At 76.8% G+C, this 17,193-nt stretch carries 8 protein-coding genes; 2 read left to right on the forward strand and 6 right to left on the reverse strand.

Features of this window, described 5'->3' with window-relative positions; all coding sequences use genetic code 11:
- Nucleotides 1-5 precede the first annotated feature (5 nt).
- The 6 genes from ACIA5A_RS20725 to ACIA5A_RS20750 all read right to left on the reverse strand — a co-directional run bounded on the left by ACIA5A_RS20725 (nucleotide 6) and on the right by ACIA5A_RS20750 (nucleotide 13,989).
- Nucleotides 6-3,506 carry an amino acid adenylation domain-containing protein gene (locus ACIA5A_RS20725; protein ID WP_396764613.1) on the reverse strand — a complete coding sequence of 1,167 codons (3,501 nt, stop codon included), beginning with the start codon at nucleotides 3,504-3,506 and terminating at the stop codon, nucleotides 6-8.
- On the reverse strand, nucleotides 3,503-5,809 hold the full coding sequence (locus ACIA5A_RS20730; protein ID WP_396764616.1) for a lantibiotic dehydratase: 2,307 nt from the start codon (nucleotides 5,807-5,809) through the stop codon (nucleotides 3,503-3,505). Before ACIA5A_RS20730 ends, ACIA5A_RS20725 begins: the two co-directional genes overlap by 4 nt.
- A complete protein-coding gene (locus ACIA5A_RS20735; protein WP_396764619.1) occupies nucleotides 5,806-8,994 on the reverse strand; it encodes a thioesterase domain-containing protein in 3,189 nt (1,062 codons plus the stop codon). The genes ACIA5A_RS20730 and ACIA5A_RS20735 overlap by 4 nt, the downstream gene beginning before the upstream one ends.
- Nucleotides 8,991-12,452, reverse strand: a complete 3,462-nt coding sequence (locus ACIA5A_RS20740; RefSeq protein ID WP_396764622.1) for an AMP-binding protein — start codon at nucleotides 12,450-12,452, stop codon at nucleotides 8,991-8,993. The genes ACIA5A_RS20735 and ACIA5A_RS20740 overlap by 4 nt, the downstream gene beginning before the upstream one ends.
- Nucleotides 12,453-12,778: 326 nt before the next feature.
- Nucleotides 12,779-13,174 (reverse strand): DUF2267 domain-containing protein, encoded by a 396-nt coding sequence (locus ACIA5A_RS20745; protein ID WP_396764625.1) that lies wholly within the window; start codon nucleotides 13,172-13,174, stop codon nucleotides 12,779-12,781.
- 221 nt (nucleotides 13,175-13,395) lie between these two features.
- A complete protein-coding gene (locus ACIA5A_RS20750; protein ID WP_396764628.1) occupies nucleotides 13,396-13,989 on the reverse strand; it encodes a hypothetical protein in 594 nt (197 codons plus the stop codon).
- Nucleotides 13,990-14,085: 96 nt separating this feature from the next.
- Between ACIA5A_RS20750 and ACIA5A_RS20755 the strand changes: the two genes are divergently transcribed.
- Nucleotides 14,086-16,254, forward strand: coding sequence for a molybdopterin-dependent oxidoreductase (locus ACIA5A_RS20755; RefSeq protein WP_396764631.1), 2,169 nt, complete (start codon nucleotides 14,086-14,088; stop codon nucleotides 16,252-16,254).
- Between the two features lie 180 nt (nucleotides 16,255-16,434).
- The gene (locus tag ACIA5A_RS20760) at nucleotides 16,435-17,139 is read left to right on the forward strand and encodes a CBS domain-containing protein (protein WP_396764634.1); all 705 of its coding nucleotides are present in this window, start codon (nucleotides 16,435-16,437) and stop codon (nucleotides 17,137-17,139) included.
- Nucleotides 17,140-17,193 lie beyond the last annotated feature (54 nt).

Raw genomic sequence — 17,193 nt, forward strand, 5'->3', positions numbered from 1 at the left:
CGGCATCACTGCTGGTGAGGTCGGCGGGGTGGCGGGGTACGGCGGGCGCGCCCCCGCCGGGCGGCGGCGCGCATCGCGGCGCGGGCCAGTTCCGGCCGCTCGGCGGCGCCGTCGAGGCTGGCGGCGAGCGCCCGCACGGTCGGGTGGCGGAACAGGTCGAGCATGGTGATCGAGCGGCCGGTGGCCTCGGTGAGGCGGGCGTGCACCGCGGCGAGGGCCATCGAGTGGCCGCCGATGTCGAAGAAGTTGTCGGCCACGCCGACCGAGTCGCGGTCGAGCACGTCACGCCAGATGCCGGCGATCAGCTCCTCGGTCGCGGTGAGCGCGTCCGGCCCGGCCGGCAGCGACGCCCGGACCGGCTCGGTGGTGACCACGGTCATCGCCCCCAGCGCGGCCACCCGGACCGCCGGGCGGGGCAGCTCGGCGGCCACCTCGGCGGCCGGCGCGTCCGGGGCGGCGGCCAGCGCGCCGACCAGGGCGGCCAGGTCGGCCAGGAGCGCGGTGATCCGGTCGCCGTCGAACAGGTCCGGGTTGTGCACCACCTCGACGCCGGCGCGGCCGGCGCGCTCCACCACGTAGACGGTGAGGTCGAACGGCGACCCGGGTTTCGGCACCGGCGCCGGCTCCACCGCCAGGCCGGCCAGGGCCAGCTTCGGCGGGACGAAGTTGAGCACGTTGAACAGCACCTGCACCAGCGGGGCGCGGGAGGTGTCCCGGCCGACGCCCAGCGCCTCGACCAGGCGTTCCAGCGGCGCGCCCGGGTGCGCGGTCACCTCGTGCAGCTCGCCGGCGCATCTGTCGACCTGCTCGGCGAAGGTGCCGCCGGCCCGCACCCGCACCGGCACGGTGTCGATGAAGAAGCCGATCACCTCGTCGAACGCGGCCAGCCGCCGGTCGGCGACGATCGCGCCCAGCACGTGGTCGTCGCCGCCGGTGAGCCGGCGCAGCAGCTCACCGAAGCCGGCCAGCAGCACGGCCGCGACGGTGGTGCCGCGCCGGGCGGCCAGCTCGCGCACCGCCCGGTCGGCCGGCTCGTCCAGCGCCACCGCCGCCTCCGCGCCGGCGTACGTCTGCACCGCCGGGCGGGGCCGGTCGCGGGGCAGGTCCAGCACCGTCGGCGCGCCGGCCAGGTGGTCGGTCCACCAGGCCAGGTCGGCGTCGCCGCGTCGGCGGTCCCGGGTCTCTCGCCACACCGCGTAGTCGGCATAGGTGGCGGGCAGCGGCGGGCGGCCCGGCGCCGGGCGGCCCAGCGCGCGGGCGTACGCGACACCCAGCTCGTCGTAGAGCAGCGCCTCGGACCAGCCGTCGAAGACCGCGTGGTGCACGGTCACCGCGAGCACGTGCTCCTCGGCGGCGAGCCGGTAGACGGTCACCTGCCAGGGCGGGCCGGTGGCCAGGTCGAACGCGTGCCCGGCGCCGGAGGCGAGCATGCCGGCCAGCTCGGTGTCCGGGTCGGCGGACCCGGTCAGGTCGACCACCGGCACGGCCACGTCGGTCGGTTCCTCGCGGACCGCGTACGGCACGCCGCCGGACTGCGCGATCCGCCAGCGCAGCACGTCGTGCCGCTCGGCGACCACGCGCAGCGCGGCGCCGAGCGCGGCGACGTCGAGCGGTCCCCGCAGCCGGTGCGCGACCGCGATGTTGTAGGGCGCGCTGGACGGGGCGAGCTGGTCCATGAACCACAGCCGGCGCTGCGGCGGGGACAGCGTGGGCGGGTTGCCGGTGGTCAGCTCGTCGCCGCCGGCCGGGTCGGCGGTGCGGACCCGGTCGACGAGCGCGGCGAACGTGCGGTCGGTGAACAGCACCCGGGTGTCCACCTGCCGGCCGGTCTCCGCGCGGAGCGCGGCGACCAGGCGCATCGCGGCGACGGAGTTGCCGCCGGCGGCGAGGAAGTCGCTGTCCGGCGCGGGGGCGACGCCGAGCAGCCGGGTCCACAGTCGCCGGACCGCGCGCTCCACCTCGTCGCCGCCCTCGGGCGTGTCCTGCGGCGGCGCGGCGGCCGCGGCCAGCGCGCGCAGCGCCGGCCGGTCCAGCTTGCCGGTGGTCGCGCTGACCGGCAGCGCGGCCAGCCGCACCGTCCGGGCCGGCAGCATCGCGGTGGTCAACCGCTGCGTCGCGTACGCCCGCAGCGCGTCGTCGTCCGGCGCGCCGGCCGGGGTGAGGAACGCGACCAGCTCGGTGCCGGCCGGACCGGGCACCGCCTCCACCGCGACCCGCTCGACGCCGGGGTGGGCGGCCAGCACCGCCTCCACCTCGCCCAGCTCGATGCGCTGCCCGCGCACCTTCACCTGCCGGTCCGCGCGGCCGAGGTAGACGATCCGGCCGTCCGGCGCCTGCCGGACCATGTCGCCGGTGCGGTAGAGCCGCGCACCGGGGACGTCGCCGAACCCGTCCGGCACGAACCGCTCGGCGGTCAGCGCGGGCCGGTTGAGGTAGCCGTCGGCCAGGCCGGGCCCGCCGATCAGCAGCTCGCCGGTCTCCCCCGGCGGCACCGGTCGCAGGTCGGCGTCGACCACGTACGCGCGGTGGTTGGGCAACGGGCGGCCGATCGGCACCGGGTCGCCGTCGGCCGGGGTGAGGTCGCCGCTGACCGCCAGCACGGTGGTCTCGGTCGGCCCGTAGCCGTTGAGGAAGCGCCGCCCGGGGGCCCAGCGGGCGACCAGCTCGGCCGGCACCGCCTCGCCGCCGCAGAGCAGCACCCGCCACGACGGCAGGTCGGCCGGGTCGAGCAGGGCGAGCACGGTCGGGGTGACGAAACCCCAGGTGACCTCGTGCGCGGCGACGAACCGGGCCAACCGCGCCGGGTCGGCCCGGTCGTCGGCGCCGAGCAGTTGCACCGCGCCGCCGAGGGTCAGCGGCACGAACAGGTCCATGGTGGCCGCGTCGAAGCCGAGCGACGCGATGCCGAGACTGCGCACCGACGCGTCGGCGCCGGTCAGCGCGCTCACCCCGGTGACGAACTCGACCGCGTTGCGGTGCGTGGTGAGCACGCCCTTGGGGCGGCCGGTGGAGCCGGAGGTGAACAGCACGTACGCCGGGTCGCCGGGCCGCGCCGGGCAGGGCGCGAGCGGGGCCGGGTCGGGCCGGTCGAGCGTCTCGACGCCGGGCTCGTCGCCGAACTCGGCCGCCGCCGCGTCGCCGACCACCACCCGCACGCCCGCGTCCCGGGCGATCTCACGCAGCCGGTCCCGCGGGCCGCCCGGCTCCAGCGGCACGTACGCGGCGCCGGCCAGCAGCACGCCTACCACGTCCACCACCAGGTCCGGGGTGCGCGCGCCGCACACGCCGACCCGGTCGCCGCGGCCGACGCCGCGCGCACGCAGCGCGGCAGCCACGCCGGCGGCCCGCTCGACGAGCCGGCGGTAGGTGAGCCGGGAGTCCCACTGGCGCACCGCCACCGCGTCCGGCACCCGGGCGGCCCGCTCGACGATCAGGTCGGCGAGGGTGGCGTCCGGCCAGGGCAGGTCCGCCCCGGAGGTGGCGCTGACGGTCAGGGTGTCGGTCACCGGTGTGCTCCCAGGTGCTCGGCCGGATCGGTGATCTGGAGGCGGAGTTCGCTGACGTAGCCGCGACCGTGGGCGTCGGGCACCCAGGCCTCGGCGGGGGCGGGCAGCAGCTCGGAGACCACCACCGGCACGTCCGGGCCGGTGCGCAGGGCGGCGTCCACCATGGCGCAGAGCGACTGCGCGTACAGCGGGCCGGTCAGGTCCACGTAGCAGGGTTTGATCTCCGTGCCCACCTTGACGAACACCCGCTCGGGCAGGTCGGTGGCCGCCCGCCAGCGGCGGACCGCCAGGTAGCGGGCGTGCTCGTCGGGGTGGCCGCCCAGCCCGCACGCGCCGGCCGTGGTGCGCCAGGTGCGCCGGGCCACCACCAGCCGGTCGATGGTGATCCGGGGCGTGTGCGGCGCGGCGCCGAACAGCTTGAACGCGTCCAGCAGCAGCGAGCCGAGCAGCGTGGCGAAGACCTCCATCAGCGGCCAGCGGGCGCCGTCGGGGAAGACCGCGGTGAGCCGGTCACCGTCGCGCTCCACCACCACCGCCGTGGCCGGGACCAGCCGGTCGGTGTCCGCGCCGTGCGCGGTGTCGATGCCGAGCTGGCGGTCCGCCGGGCCGGTCAGCGCGTACGTGGTGCGGGTGGTCCGGCGGGGGAAGCTGTCCGGCCAGAGCACCCGCAGCCGGACCGGACCGAGGTCGGCGTCGAGGTCGGCGCGCAGCGCGGCCGGGTCGCCGTGGAACGGGCTGAGCACCGCGCTGTCGAACGCGACCGAGGCGGGGTGCAGCTCGCCGAGCACCAGCAGGAAGTCGCCCCGCTCGACCGCCTCCGGTGACGCGGCGCCGAGCTGCACGTCCGGGTTGTGCAGGCGGGCCGACGGCCAGCCCGGGGTCTCGGCCGGGAACAGCTCCCGCACCCGCTGCGCCAGGTCCGCCGCGCGCACCCGCAGCTCCGCCTGCCCGGGCGGCAGGTCGCGCAGGCCGAACAGCTCGGCCCAGCGCTCGGTCAGCGCGGTCCCGGCCCGGCCGATCGGGCCGTCCGGGGCGATGAGCGTGCCCTGCGCCAGCAGCCAGAGGTCGGCCAGCCGCACCGGCTCGCCACCGCCGGCCAGTTCCTCGTGCAGCTCGGTGAAGAGGTCACCGCACCGCTCGGCGACCTGCGTGGTGAACCAGCGGGCGGTGCGCAGCACCACCGCGAGGGGCTCGGCGAGCGCGTCGGTGACCGCCGAACCGATCCGGAACTCCAGGTCGCGGGCGGTCTCCTCGTAGCAGACCGTGCGCGCCGCGTACATCTGCCCGCTGTTGCGGGTGGCCGGGCGTCCGGTGACCGCGGTGAACTCCGTGTTCAGCGCGGCGAGCGCGGCGCCGAGCCGGTCCGGGTCGCCGGCCGCGGCCGACACCTCGTCGCGGGCGGCCCGGAGCCGGTCGAACTCCGCCGCCGTCGCGTCGCGCACCGGCCCGTCGCCGATGGCGGCGATCCGCGCGGCGAGCACCTGCTCGGCGTCCGGGGCGATCGGCAGGTTCGCGCCCCAGGTGAGCTGGCCGCGTTCCACCCACCGGTCGAGCAGCAGGTAGACGTCGTCGGCGCCGTGCACCGCGCCCTCGGCGCACAGCCGCTCGGCCAGCTCCCGCGCCGGCGTCCGCCCGTCGCAGTCGGCCAGCAGGCGCGCCTCGACCGGGGTCAGCGCGATCGGCGGGTGCAGCGGCCAGCGCAGCTCCCGGCCGGCGACGGTCAGGTGCGGCTGCAGCGCCGGTGCCCACCAGCGACGCACCGCCAGGTCGTCGGCGAGCCGGTCGGCGTACGCGATGAGCGCCCACGCCTCGAAGAACACCCGGCGACGGTGCACGAGCGCCGCGCCGGGCGCGGTCCGCACGCCGCGCACCGTCGGGTCGAAGGTGCCCCAGCAGACCGGGCCGAAGAAGCCGATGGTCTCGGCCTTGCCGCAGTAGCGTTGCCAGTAGCGCAGCAGGCTCAGCTCCCGCTTGCGCCGGCGCACGTTGCGCACCTGCGGGTCGGTGCGCAGCAGGCCGTCCAGCGCGATGAGCATGTCCGGGTTCTGCCAGGTGACCGCCTCGCGCAGCAGCGGGTCGGCGGCCAGCTCGCCGGCCACCGCCGACGACTCGGCGAACGCCTCGCGCAGCGTCTTGTCGAACACCTCGGCGGCGCCGGCGCCGGCCAGCATCGCGTCCGCGGCGGCCGCGCACTCCGGCGCGGCGAACCGGTCGAGCCCGGCGGCCGGGAACCCGGCGGTACGCAGCACCACGTCCCGCCACACCGACCAGCCGGTCTCGCCCAGGGGCACCAGGTGACTCATCGCGCGTCCTCCCGGGCGGCGTCGGTGATGTGCAGGCGCAGCTCGCTGAAGTAGCGGCGGCCCGCGCCGTCGGGCACCCAGGCCTGCTCCGGGGCGGGCAGCATCTCGCTGACCGTGAGCGCGACCCCGTCGCCGCCGTCGACGCGCGCGGCCCGCACCAGCGCGCAGAGCATGGTGGCGAACCCGGGCGCGGCCAGGTCCACGAAGCACGGCTTCGTCTCGGTGCCCAGCTTGACGTAGACCTGCTCGGGCAGGCCGAGCCGGCGCCGCCAGGCCCGCACGGCCAGGAACCGCTGCCGCTCCCCGGTGACGGTGGCCAGACGGCTCTCCCCCACCGTGGTACGCCAGGTCTGCCGCGCCACCACCAGCCGGTCCACCGTGATCCGGGGTGTGTGGGGCGCGGCGGCGACCAGCTTGAAGCCGTCCACCGCGTGCGCGCTGAACGCCTCGGCGAAGATCTCGGCGAGCGGCCAGCGCTGCCCGTCCGAGGCGGTGGCGACCAGCTCGCCGCCGACGTCGTCGACGGTGAGGTCCACCGTGGGGAGCACCCGGTCCGGGTCGGCGCCGGGCGCGTCGAGGAAGGCGAGCTGCCGGTCGGTCGGCCCGGTCAGCGACTCGGCGGTGCGGCTGGTCCGGCGCGGCCAGTCGGCCGGGAACAGCAGCCGGACCCGCCGCTCGCCCAGGTCGGCGGTGAGCGCCTCGCGCAGCCGCTCCACCTGCGGGTGCGAGGGGGTGAAGACCGCGCAGTCGAACGACGACCAGGCGGCGTGCAGCTCGCCGAGCACCACGGTGTAGTCACCGCGCCGCAGCGCCGCCTCGTCGGTGGCGCAGAGCTGCAGGTCGGGGCTGTGCATGGCGGCGTTGGACCAGTCCGGCCGGGCGCCGGGGAAGACCGCGTCGATCCGCTCGGCCAGGTCGGCCGCGCGCAGCTCGACGCCGGTGGCCCCGGCGGGCAGCGTGTCCAGGCCGAACAGCCCGGCCCAGCGGGCCGCGAAGTCCGCCGCGACGGCGTCGACCGGACGCTCGCCGCCGCCCCAGAACAGGCCCTGGGCCAGGAACCACAGGTCGGCCAGCGCCACCGGGCCGCCGGCCTCGGCGCGCAGCTCGTCGTAGAGGCCGCGCAGCACGTCCAGGTAGGCGTGGGCGAGCGCGTTGGCCAGCCAGCGGGCGGCGCGCAGCAGCACGTCGAGCGGGGCGGCCAGCTCGGCCAGCAGCGGGGCGCCGAAGACCACGTCGAGGTCGCGGGCGGTGTCCTCGTAGCAGATGGTGCGGCCGGCGTACATCTGGCCGGCGCGGCGCACCGCGGGAACGCCGGTCAGCTCGGTGAACGTGGCGTCGAGGGCGTCCAGCGCGGCCCGCAGCGACGTCGGGTCGCCGGCCGCCGCGGCCACCGCGTCGCGGGCGGTGCGCAACCTGTCGAACCCGGCTCGGGCGGCGGCGCGGGCCGGCTCGTCGCCGATCGCCGCGATCCGCTCGGCCAGCACCCGCTCGGCGTCCGGGCTCACCGGCAGCGCCGCGTCCCAGGTCACCAGCTCCCGTTCCACCAGCCGGTCGAGCAGCGCGTAGCCGTCCTCCGGCCGGCGCAGGCCGATCGCCGGGTCGGCGACCAGGTCGGCGGCGGCGCGGTGACCGTCGGCGGCGCGCAGCAGCGCGGCCTCCACCGGGGTCAGGGTCAGCGGCGGACGGCCGGGCCGCAGCACGGCCCGGTCCCGGATCGTCAGGTGGGGCCGCAGCGCCGGCGGCCACCAGCGGCGGACGGCCAGGTCCGCGCCGACCCGGTCGGCGTACGCGGCGAGCGCCCACGACTCGAACCACACCCAGCGCCGCCGGGTCAGCCGGTCACCAGGGTTGACCAGGGCAACCTCCGGCTGGTCGGGATCGACGGTGACCCAGCAGGCCGGGCCGAAGAAGCCGACCGTCTCGTTCTTGCCGCAGTAGCGCTGCCAGTACTTGAGCAGCGCCCGCTCCCGGTCGCGCCGGCGCACGTTGCGGGGCGCGTCGGGACCGCCGGCGGCCAGTCCGTCGAGCGCGACGAGCGCGCCCCGGTTCTGCCAGGTGACCGCCTCGCGCAGCAGCGGGTCGGCGGCCAGCGCGCCGAGCCGTTCGGCGCCGGCGCGCACCGCCTCGTCGAACTCCTTGTCGAAGCGGTCCTCGCCGGTGCCGGTGTCGAGCAGTTCGTCGGCGGCGGCCGCCGCCCGCGGCGCGGTCAGCAGCTCCAGCCCGTCGGCGGGGAAGCCGGTGGTGCGCAGCATCGCGTCGCGCCACACCGACCAGCCGGTGTCGCCGAGCGGCACCCGGTGCGCACCGCCGGCGGTCCCGCGGCCGGCGGCGCGCACCGGGGCCGGACCCGCGCCCGGTCTCTCGGCGCGGGTGGTCGGGGTGCCGGGCGTCGTCGCGGCGCCCGACGTCGTGCCGGTGGCCGGCGTCGACCCGGTGGCCGGCGTCGTGCCGGTGGCCGGCGTCGCGGCGAGGTCGGCCCGGATCAGCGCGGCCAGCTCGGCGAGCCGGTCGTGCAGGAAGAAGTGCCCGCCGGCCAGCTCGTGCAGGGTGAACCCGGCGGCGGTGTGCTCGGCCCAGGCCGCGTTCTGCTCACGGGTGACCGCCCGGTCGTGGTCGCCGGCGAACGCGACGATCGGCACCGGCAGCGGCTCGCCGGGAACGTAGCGGTAGTCGTCCACCCGCCCGAAGTCGGCGCGCAGCAACGGCAGCAGCAGTTCCACCAGCTCCGGGTGCTCCAGCAGCTCGGCCGGGAGGCCACCGCCGTCACCGAGGCGGCGCAGCAGCTCGTCGTCGTCGGCCCGGGACAGTCCGTCGAAGAGACCCGGCGCGGCGACGTGCGGGGCGCGGGCGCCGCCGACGTAGAGCCGCAGCGGCAGCGGCCGGCCGGTGCGGCGCAGCTCCCGGACCACCTCGAAGCCGAGACGACCGCCCATCGAGTGGCCGTAGATCGCGTACGGGCGGTCGGCCCGGGAGGCGATGGCGTCGGCCACCTCGGCGACGGAGAAGCGCGGGTCCTCGGTGATCCGGTTCTCCCGGCCGGGCAGCTGCACCGGCAGCACCTCGACGCCCGGGGCGAGCGCGGCCGGCCAGCGCCGGAACGCGCTGGCGCCCGCGCCGGCGTAGGGCAGGCAGAACAACCGCACCGGCGCCTCGGGTCGGCTTCCGGTGGAGACGAACCAGTTCACCGCGGGCCTCTCTGCACGGGGTCGATCCAGTGCCGGCGGCGCTGGAACGGGTAGGTGGGCAGCCCGGTGCGCCGGACGGCGCCCTCGGGGTGCAGGTCGTCCCAGTCGACGTCGCGCCCGGCCACCCAGTCGGCGGCCAGCTCGCGTAGCGGACCGGCCTCGCCGGCCGTCCGGGCGTCGGTGTCGAGCAGCACGTCCAGGGCGGACAGCGCGGCGGGCAGGTCGGCGGCGACCACGGCCGCCCGGTGGGCGAACGGCCGCCGCCCGAGCGCCAGCGTGGCGGCCACCTCGGGCAGCGCCGGCGCGGCCCCGGCCAGGTGCGCCCGCAGCCGGGCGAGCGCGGCCCGCAACGCCACCGGGGTACGCGCGGACACCGGCAGCAGCCACGGCCCGTCGCCGGGCGGGTCGACCGGCTCGACCGGCGGCGGCTGTTCCACCACCACGTGGGCGTTGGTGCCGCCCAGGCCGAACGCGCTCACCCCGGCCACCCGGCGACCCTCGTCCGGCCAGTCCCGCGCCTTCGTCGGCACGTAGAACGGGCCGGCGGCCAGGTCGATCTCCGGGTGCGGGCGGGTGAAGTGCAGGTTCGGCGGGATCACGCCGTGTCTTACGGCGAGCACCGTCTTGATCAGGCCGGCGATGCCGGCGGCGGCGTCGAGGTGACCGATGTTCGTCTTCACCGAGCCGAGCGCGCAGGTGCCGGCGGGCGCGGCGCCGGCGTACACCTCGTGCAGTGCGGCCACCTCGATGGCGTCGCCGAGCGGGGTGCCGCTGCCGTGCCCCTCGACCAGGCGGACCTCGCCGGGCGCGACCTCGGCGGTGGCGAGCGCGTTGGCCACGGCGGCGGCCTGCCCGGCCGGGCCGGGCACGGCGAACCCGGCGCGGTCCGGGCCGTCGTTGGTGACCGCCCAGCCGGGCAGGATCGCGTAGATCCGGTCGCCGTCGGCCTGCGCGTCGGCCAGCCGGCGCAGCGCGACCACCCCGGCGCCGGAGCCGAAGCCGGAGCCGTCGGCGGCCTCGTCGAAGGCGCGGCACCGGCCGTCCGGCGAGGCGAGTCCGCCGGGGGTGGCCCGGTGCCGGGGCCACATCACCGTGGCGCCGCCGGCCAGGGCCAGGTCGCACTGGTAGTCGGCGAGGCTCTGCGCGGCCAGGCAGACCGCGACGAGCGAGCTGGAGCAGGCGCTCTGCACGGCCAACGCGGGCCCGGTCAGGCCGAGCCGGTAGGCCACCTGGCCGGGCAGGTGGTCGGTGAACTGCCGGCCGACCAGCCGCGCCTCCCAGTCGTCCGGGTCGACGTCGCCGACCACCGCCGGGTTGTCCATGAGGTGGAACAGGAAGTAGCGGTTGGCGGAGGTGGCGGAGTAGACGCCGACCAGCCCCGGGAAGCGGCGCGGGTCGTGCCCGGCGTCCTCCAGCGCCTCCCACGCGGTCTCCAGGAAGAGCCGGTGCTGGGGGTCGGTGCGGGCGGCCTCGTCGGCGCCGAAGGAGAAGAACTCGGCGTCGAAGTCGGTCACCCCGTCGAGGCGGCCGGCGGCGCGGACGTGGTGCGGGTCGGCGAGCAGGCGCGGACCGATGCCGAGCGCGGCCAGCTCGTCGTCGGTGTGGTCGTGGATCGAGTCCACGCCGGTGCACAGGTTCCACCAGAACGTCGCCACGTCGGGCGCGCCGGGGAAGCGGCCGGCGACACCGACCACGGCGATCTCGTCGCCGGTGTAGTCGCGGGCCGCGCGCAGCGGCGCGACGGGCGCGGGCAGCAGCGGGGCGCGGACCGCCTCGGGCGGGGCGTCGAGCAGCGCCGCCTGCGCGGCGACCGTCGGGTGGTCGAACAGGCGCAGCATCGGCAGTCGCACCCCGAACCGCTCGGCGATGCGCTGCTGCACCCGGCCCAGCAGCAGCGACTGGCCGCCGACGTCGAAGAAGCTGTCGGTGCGGCCGACCGCCGGACGACCGAGCACCGCGCACCAGATGTCGTGCACGGCGCGTTCGGTGTCGGTGGTCGGCGCCGCCTCGGCGGGCACCTCGGTGGCCGGGTCGGGCAACGCCCGCTCGTCGACCTTGCCGCTGACGGTGAGCGGGAACTCGTCGAGGGCCACCACCGCGCGGGGCACGGCGTAGTCGGGCAGGGCGGCGGCCAGGGCCGTCCGCAACGCGACCGGGTCGACGCCGGCCGGCCGGACGTACGCCAGCAGCTCGCCGTCGCGGGCGACGGCGCGCGCCCCGGCCACCCCGGGCCGGTCGGCGAGCACCGCCTCGATCTCGGTCAGCTCGACCCGGTGCCCGCGCACCTTGACCTGCCGGTCGAGCCGGCCCAGGCAGACCAGTTCGCCGCCGGGCAGTCGCCGGCCGAGGTCGCCGGTGCGGTACGACCGCACGCCGCCCTCGTCGACGGAGAAGCGGTCGCTGTCCTGGTTGAGGTAGCCGGGCGCGAGGTGCCGGCTGCGGACCACGATCTCGCCGGTGTCCGGGTCGAGGTCGAGCCGGTAGCCGGGGAAGGCGGTGCCGATCGGCAGCGGCCCGGCGGCGCCCGGGTCCACCTCGGCCAGCGGCAGCAGGTGCCGGGCCGCGAACGTCATCTCGGTCGCGCCGTAGCCGTTGACCAGGACGCAGTCGGGGGCGAACCGGTCCCGGCCGCGGGCGGCGTCGGCAAAGGTCGCCTGCTCGCCGCCGAGCAGCACCGCGCGCACCGAGGCCAGCCGCCGCTCGCCGAGCGCGTCGAGCAGGAACCGGTAGACGGTGGGGGTGCCGTGCAGCACCGTGGTCCGGTGCCGGTCGAGCTGCTCGACCGCGTACGCCAGGCCCTGCCGGCGCAGGTCGACCGGGACGACTGCGGCGCCGGTGAGCAGCGCCGGGTAGAGGTCGGGGATGGCGGCGTCGAAGCTGAACGAGGCGAGCAGGCTGAGCCGGTCGGCCGGCCCGACGCCGAGCGCGTCGATCTGGTTGTCGACCACGTGGGCGAGGTTGCGGTGGGTCTGCCCGACCGCCTTGGGCACGCCGGTGGAGCCGGAGGTGAACAACACGTACGCCAGCGCGTCCGGGTCGACCGGCACCGGGCGCAGCGGGGCCGGCTGCACCTCGTCGAGCGACACGACCGGGCGGCCGTCGGCCAGCTCACGGGCCAGCTCACGGTGCTCGGCGGCGCACGCCACGGCGGTGACCCCGGCGGCGGCGACCATGTGGCGCAGCCGGGCGACCGGGAAGCCCGGGTCCAGCGGCACGTACGCGCAGCCGGCGGCCAGCGTGCCGAGCAGCGCGGCGACGGTCGGCGCGCCGTGCGTGGTGAGCAGCGCGATGCGGTCGCCGGGCCGGAAACCGGCGGCGACGAGCACGGCCGCGTACCCGCCGGCCGCACCGGCCAACTCGGCGTAGCTGACCTCGTGGGTCTCACCGAGAAGTGCCGGACGGCCACCGTGGACCGCTGCGACCGCGCCGAAACGATTGATGATCATCGTCTCTGCCATGTCAGGATGCGGGTTGCGCTCCACTGACGGCAGGCACGCAGCAATCGACGAATGTGACCATTGATCCCCCCCAGGACTTCACATTGGAAGCAGAATAAAGCTCAATCCCTCGATCGGAAGAGCATCGATTCGGGTCGAGCCGAAGGTGGGAGGGCAGGTGGTACCCGGGACGGAGGAATTCGTCCGATCATCCCTCTAGCGCGTAGACGATTTACAGCGTAGGTGGCTACTCGCGAGTTATTTTACGGTGAAAATACTTCCGGGCCGTCAAATCTTCGTCCGACAGCCGGTCGTCCGCAGCTCGACCCGGATCGCGGGGAGCCTGCTCAGACATCGTACGGCGGGCGCGGAACGGGGTCCACCATCGCGTCGAACCCCCGGGGAAGCTGCGCCACGAGATCCTGGAACTCGCCGACCGTGACCGTCTCACGCAGGGTGGCGAGCACCGCCCGCGCACCCACCTCGGCGACCGCCGGGTCCACCGCGGCCCGCTCGGCCACCCGGTAGAGGAAGTCCACCGCCGCGCCGGTCGCCCCCGCCCCGTCCGGCGCCGACAGGTAGCCGCTCACGTCGTCGGGCAACTGGGCGGCGAGATCGGCCGTCTCGTCGGCGGAGACCCGCTCGGCGAGGGTCTGCAGCACCGCCCGGGAGATCGTCGCGGCGTCGTCCGTGGGCAGCTCGGCGCGACGTGCCACCGCGTCGACGAACAGGGGAAACCGCATCCCGTCCCTCCCCTCGCCGCCACCCCGGCAACCCCCTGCCACCGGCCGCCCCCCGCGTCTACCCACCCCCACCCCCACCAAACGACCACCCCACCCGCCCCGCCACCCGCCGATCTTGCACTTTCCGCCCCGACGAAAGGTGAATATGTGATGTCCCAGGGGCCCAAACTGCAAGATCGACGCGCAGCGGGGCGGGGTGGCGCGGACAGGGCGGGAGGGGGTCAGCCGCCGAGGGGGGCGCCGCGCCACTGCCAGGTGTGGCGGTGGGGGCGGGCGGGCAGGTCGGCGCGGCCGACGCACCAACGCAGGGCGGTCCACGGGTCCACGTCGGCCAAACCCGGCGCCACGTCGGGGAAGAGTCGCGCCACCACCCGTTCGCACACCGGTCGGGGCGGGTCCACCGCCGTGCCGAGGCCGACGGCGATGTCCTCGCCGTGCAGCAGCACCTCGGCCACCCCCATCGCGGCGAACCCGGCCGGGTCGGCCTGGCCGGACGGGTGGAACGCCCGCACCCCGGCCGGCGTGCCCCGCACCGCCAGGGCGAGCAGCTTGGCCGCGCAGGTCACGCACTCGACCGTCTCGGCCGGCGAGGCGTCCGGCTCCAGCACGGCGGCGAGGCGGACGAAGCGGTCGGCCGGCCGGGACACCACCTGCGCCGCGTAGGACAGCAGCGTGTCGGCCAGGTGCTCGGCGGTCCGCCGGCAGTCCCACTCCAGCCCGCCGGCGCGGCGCGACCAGTCCGCCCCGGTCACCGGCCCGAGTGCCGTCGCCACGCAGGCGGCCGCCCGGTCCAGGTCGTCGGCGGTGACCGTCATCGTGCCCTCCCCGGGTCGACTCCCGCCCCATCCTGCCCGAGCCGCAGGCGTCCCGCCGCCCCCGACGAGTCGGACCGGGTGGGTAGCATCCGCGCCATGGCTCCCGTCACCCATCCCGGCGCCTGCCCGCTCGACTGCCCCGACACCTGCGTCTGGCAGCTCACCGTCGACGACGGCCGGGCCGTCGCGCTGCGCGGCGACCGCGACCACCCGTTCACCCGGGGCGCGCTCTGCGGCAAGGTCAACCGCTACCTCGACGCGGTCAACGGCCCGGACCGGCTCACCACGCCCTGGATCCGCACCGGCCCGAAGGGCGCCGGGCGGGTGGCGTACCGGCCGGCGAGCTGGGCGGAGGCGCTGGAGCGGGTGGCCGCCGGGCTACGGGCGAGCATCGAGCGGGACGGGCCGGAGTCGGTGCTGCCCTACTACTTCGCCGGCACCATGGGCCTCGTCCAGGGCTGGACCATGGGGCCGCGGCTCTTCGCCCACCTGGGCGCGTCCCGATTGGACACCACCATCTGCACGGCGGCGGCGAACGCGGCGACGCGGTCGATCTACGGCCGGTCGGTCGGCTTCGAGCCGGAGACGATCGTCGACGCCCGGCTGATCGTGCTCTGGGGCGCGAACCCGCTCGTCAGCAACCTGCACCAGTGGCCGTTCGTGCAGCAGGCCCGCGAGCGCGGCGCGTACGTGGTGACGATCGATCCGCTGCGCACCGACACCGCGGCCCGCAGCGACGAGCACGTCGCGCCGCTGCCCGGCACCGACGCGGCGCTCGCGCTCGGGCTGATGCGGCACGTCCGCGACGTCGGGGCCGCCGACGAGCCGTGGTTGGCCGCGCACACCGTCGGCTGGGCCGAGCTGGCCGCCCGGCTCGACGAGTGGCCGGTGGAGCGGGCCGCCGCCGAGTGCGGCCTGCCGGCCGAGATGGTGCGCCGGCTCGGCGACCGGATCGCCACCACCCGACCCACCGCGATCCGCGTCGGGCTGGGCCTGCAACGGCACTCCGGCGCCGGGCAGGCGATCCGGGCGATCTGCGCGCTGCCGCTGGTCACCGGCGACTTCCGGTATCCCGGCGGCGGGGCGCTGGTGACCACCAGCGGGCACCACCCGGTCGACGACGACCCGGTCGTCAGGCCGGCCGGCATGCCGGCGCCGCCGGCCCGGTCGCTGAACATGAGCCGGCTCGCCGCCGTCCTCACCGGGGAGGCCGACCCGCCGGTGACCTCGCTCGTGGTGTTCAACGCCAATCCCGCCGCCACCGCGCCCGACCAGACCCGGCTGCTCGCCGGCCTGCGCCGCGCCGACCTGTTCACCGTGGCGCTGGAGCAGCGCTGGACCGACACCTGCGACCACGCCGACGTGGTGCTGCCGGCCACCATGCAGCCCGAGCACCTGGACCTGCAGACCTCCTACGGGCACCACTACACGACGGTGAACCTGCCGGTGACCCGCGCGCCCGGGGAGGCGCTGCCGAACACCGAGATCTTCCGCCGGATCGCCGCCGCGCTCGGCGTCGACCACCCGGCGTTCCGGGACACCGACGAGGACCTGGCCCGGCAACTGCTGGCCGGCACGTCGGTCACGTTCGAGGAGTTGCGCGAGCGCACGTACGCCCGACTCACCGGCGTCCCGGTCGGCTCGGCGCCGTTCGCCGACGGCGGCTTCCCCACCCCGGACGGGCGGGCCCGGCTGCACGACCCGGCGTTGGCCCGGCTCGGGGTGGATCCGCTGCCCGGCTACACGCCGCCGGTCGAGGCGGCGGACGCGGACCTGGCCCGCCGGTTCCCGCTGCAACTGCTCGCCCCGGCCGGCCGCTACCTGATGAACTCCACGTTCGCCTCGCTGCCCTGGCACGCCCGCCGGGCCGGGCCGCCCCGGGTGCACCTGCACCCGGTCGACGCGGCGGCGCGCGGGCTGGCCGACGGCGACGCGGTGCGGGTGCGCAACGACCGGGGCGCGTTCCTGGCCGCGGTCGCGGTGGACGAGGCGACCCGGCCGGGGCTGGCGTTCACCTACAAGGCGTACTGGGCCCGGTTGAGCCCCGGCCGGTCCACGGTCAACGCGGTGACCGCGGTCCGCGACGCGGACCTGGGCGGGGCGCCGACGTTCCACGACTGCCGGGTCGAGGTGGAGCCGGTGCCGGCCGAGCTGCTGGCCACCGAGCCGCCAGCCGACCCGCCGGCCACCGAGCGCCAGGCCGGGCCGGCCGCCGGACACCCCGTCACGCCGGTCACGGACGCCCGCGCCACCGCGCCGCGCTGAGCCGGGCCGGCCGCTCCCGCCGCCGCGCCGGGCCGGGCCCGGGACCAACGACCCGGGCGGCCGGTGCGTGCGCCCCTGCTCGACGCGGCCACCGCCGCCTAGCGTCGGAGACGGAAGCTCCCGGCCGCGGCGCGGCGTCAGACGTGCCGAGCCGGAGGCGTCGGAGACGAGGAGGACGCCATGCGTACGTGGCAGGTGCGGGACGTGATGACCACCGACGTGGCGTCGGTGCGGGAGGGCACGGCCTACCGGGAGATCGTGGACGTGCTGACCGGCCGGCGGGTGACGGCGGCGCCGGTGGTGGACGACGCGCGACGGGTCCTCGGAGTGGTGTCCGAGGCGGACCTGATGTACAAGGTGGAGCTGTCCGGGCAGCCGCGCGAGTGGCACCTCCGGCCCGACCGGCACCGCCGGGAGGCGCGGGCGAAGGCCGGCGCGACGCTGGCGGCCGACCTGATGACCGCTCCCCCGGTCACCGTGACGCCGGACGCCACGCTCGTCGAGGCGGCCCGGCTGATGGACGCGCACACCGTGAAGCGGCTGCCGGTGGTCGACGACCTGGGCCGGCTGGTCGGCATCGTCACCCGGGGTGACCTGCTCAAGGTGCACCTGCGCCCGGACGCGGACATCCGCCGGGACGTGGTCGACGAGGTGCTGCGACGCACGCTCGGCGTCCGCGACGGCGTGGTGGACGTGACCGTGCACGGCGGCGTGGTGACGCTCACCGGTCAACTGGAGCGCTGGTCCACGGTCCACCTGGCGCTGCGGCTGACCCGGCAGGTCAGCGGTGTGGTCGAGGTGGTCGACGCGCTCGGCTACGCGGTCGACGACGGACCGAACTCGGCGTTGCGGCTGGGTGGCGGCATGCCGGCCGGCATCGCCTGAGCCGCGCGGACCGGGGCCGGCGGCGTCGTCCTGGGGGCGACGCCGCCGGCCCGC

Source organism: Micromonospora sp. NPDC051300, from assembly GCF_044455315.1.
In the GTDB taxonomy this organism is placed as follows: Bacteria; Actinomycetota; Actinomycetes; order Mycobacteriales; family Micromonosporaceae; genus Micromonospora; species Micromonospora robiginosa.

Bases quoted from the DNA above. Each gene is read 5' to 3' on its own strand.
- ACIA5A_RS20755 (WP_396764631.1), top strand. From the start codon at position 14,086: ATGGCTCCCGTCACCCATCCCGGCGCCTGCCCGCTCGACTGCCCCGAC.
- ACIA5A_RS20760 (WP_396764634.1), top strand. From the start codon at position 16,435: ATGCGTACGTGGCAGGTGCGGGACGTGATGACCACCGACGTGGCGTCG.
- ACIA5A_RS20740 (WP_396764622.1), bottom strand. From the start codon at position 12,452: ATGGCAGAGACGATGATCATCAATCGTTTCGGCGCGGTCGCAGCGGTC.
- ACIA5A_RS20750 (WP_396764628.1), bottom strand. From the start codon at position 13,989: ATGACGGTCACCGCCGACGACCTGGACCGGGCGGCCGCCTGCGTGGCG.
- ACIA5A_RS20730 (WP_396764616.1), bottom strand. From the start codon at position 5,809: ATGAGTCACCTGGTGCCCCTGGGCGAGACCGGCTGGTCGGTGTGGCGG.
- ACIA5A_RS20745 (WP_396764625.1), bottom strand. From the start codon at position 13,174: ATGCGGTTTCCCCTGTTCGTCGACGCGGTGGCACGTCGCGCCGAGCTG.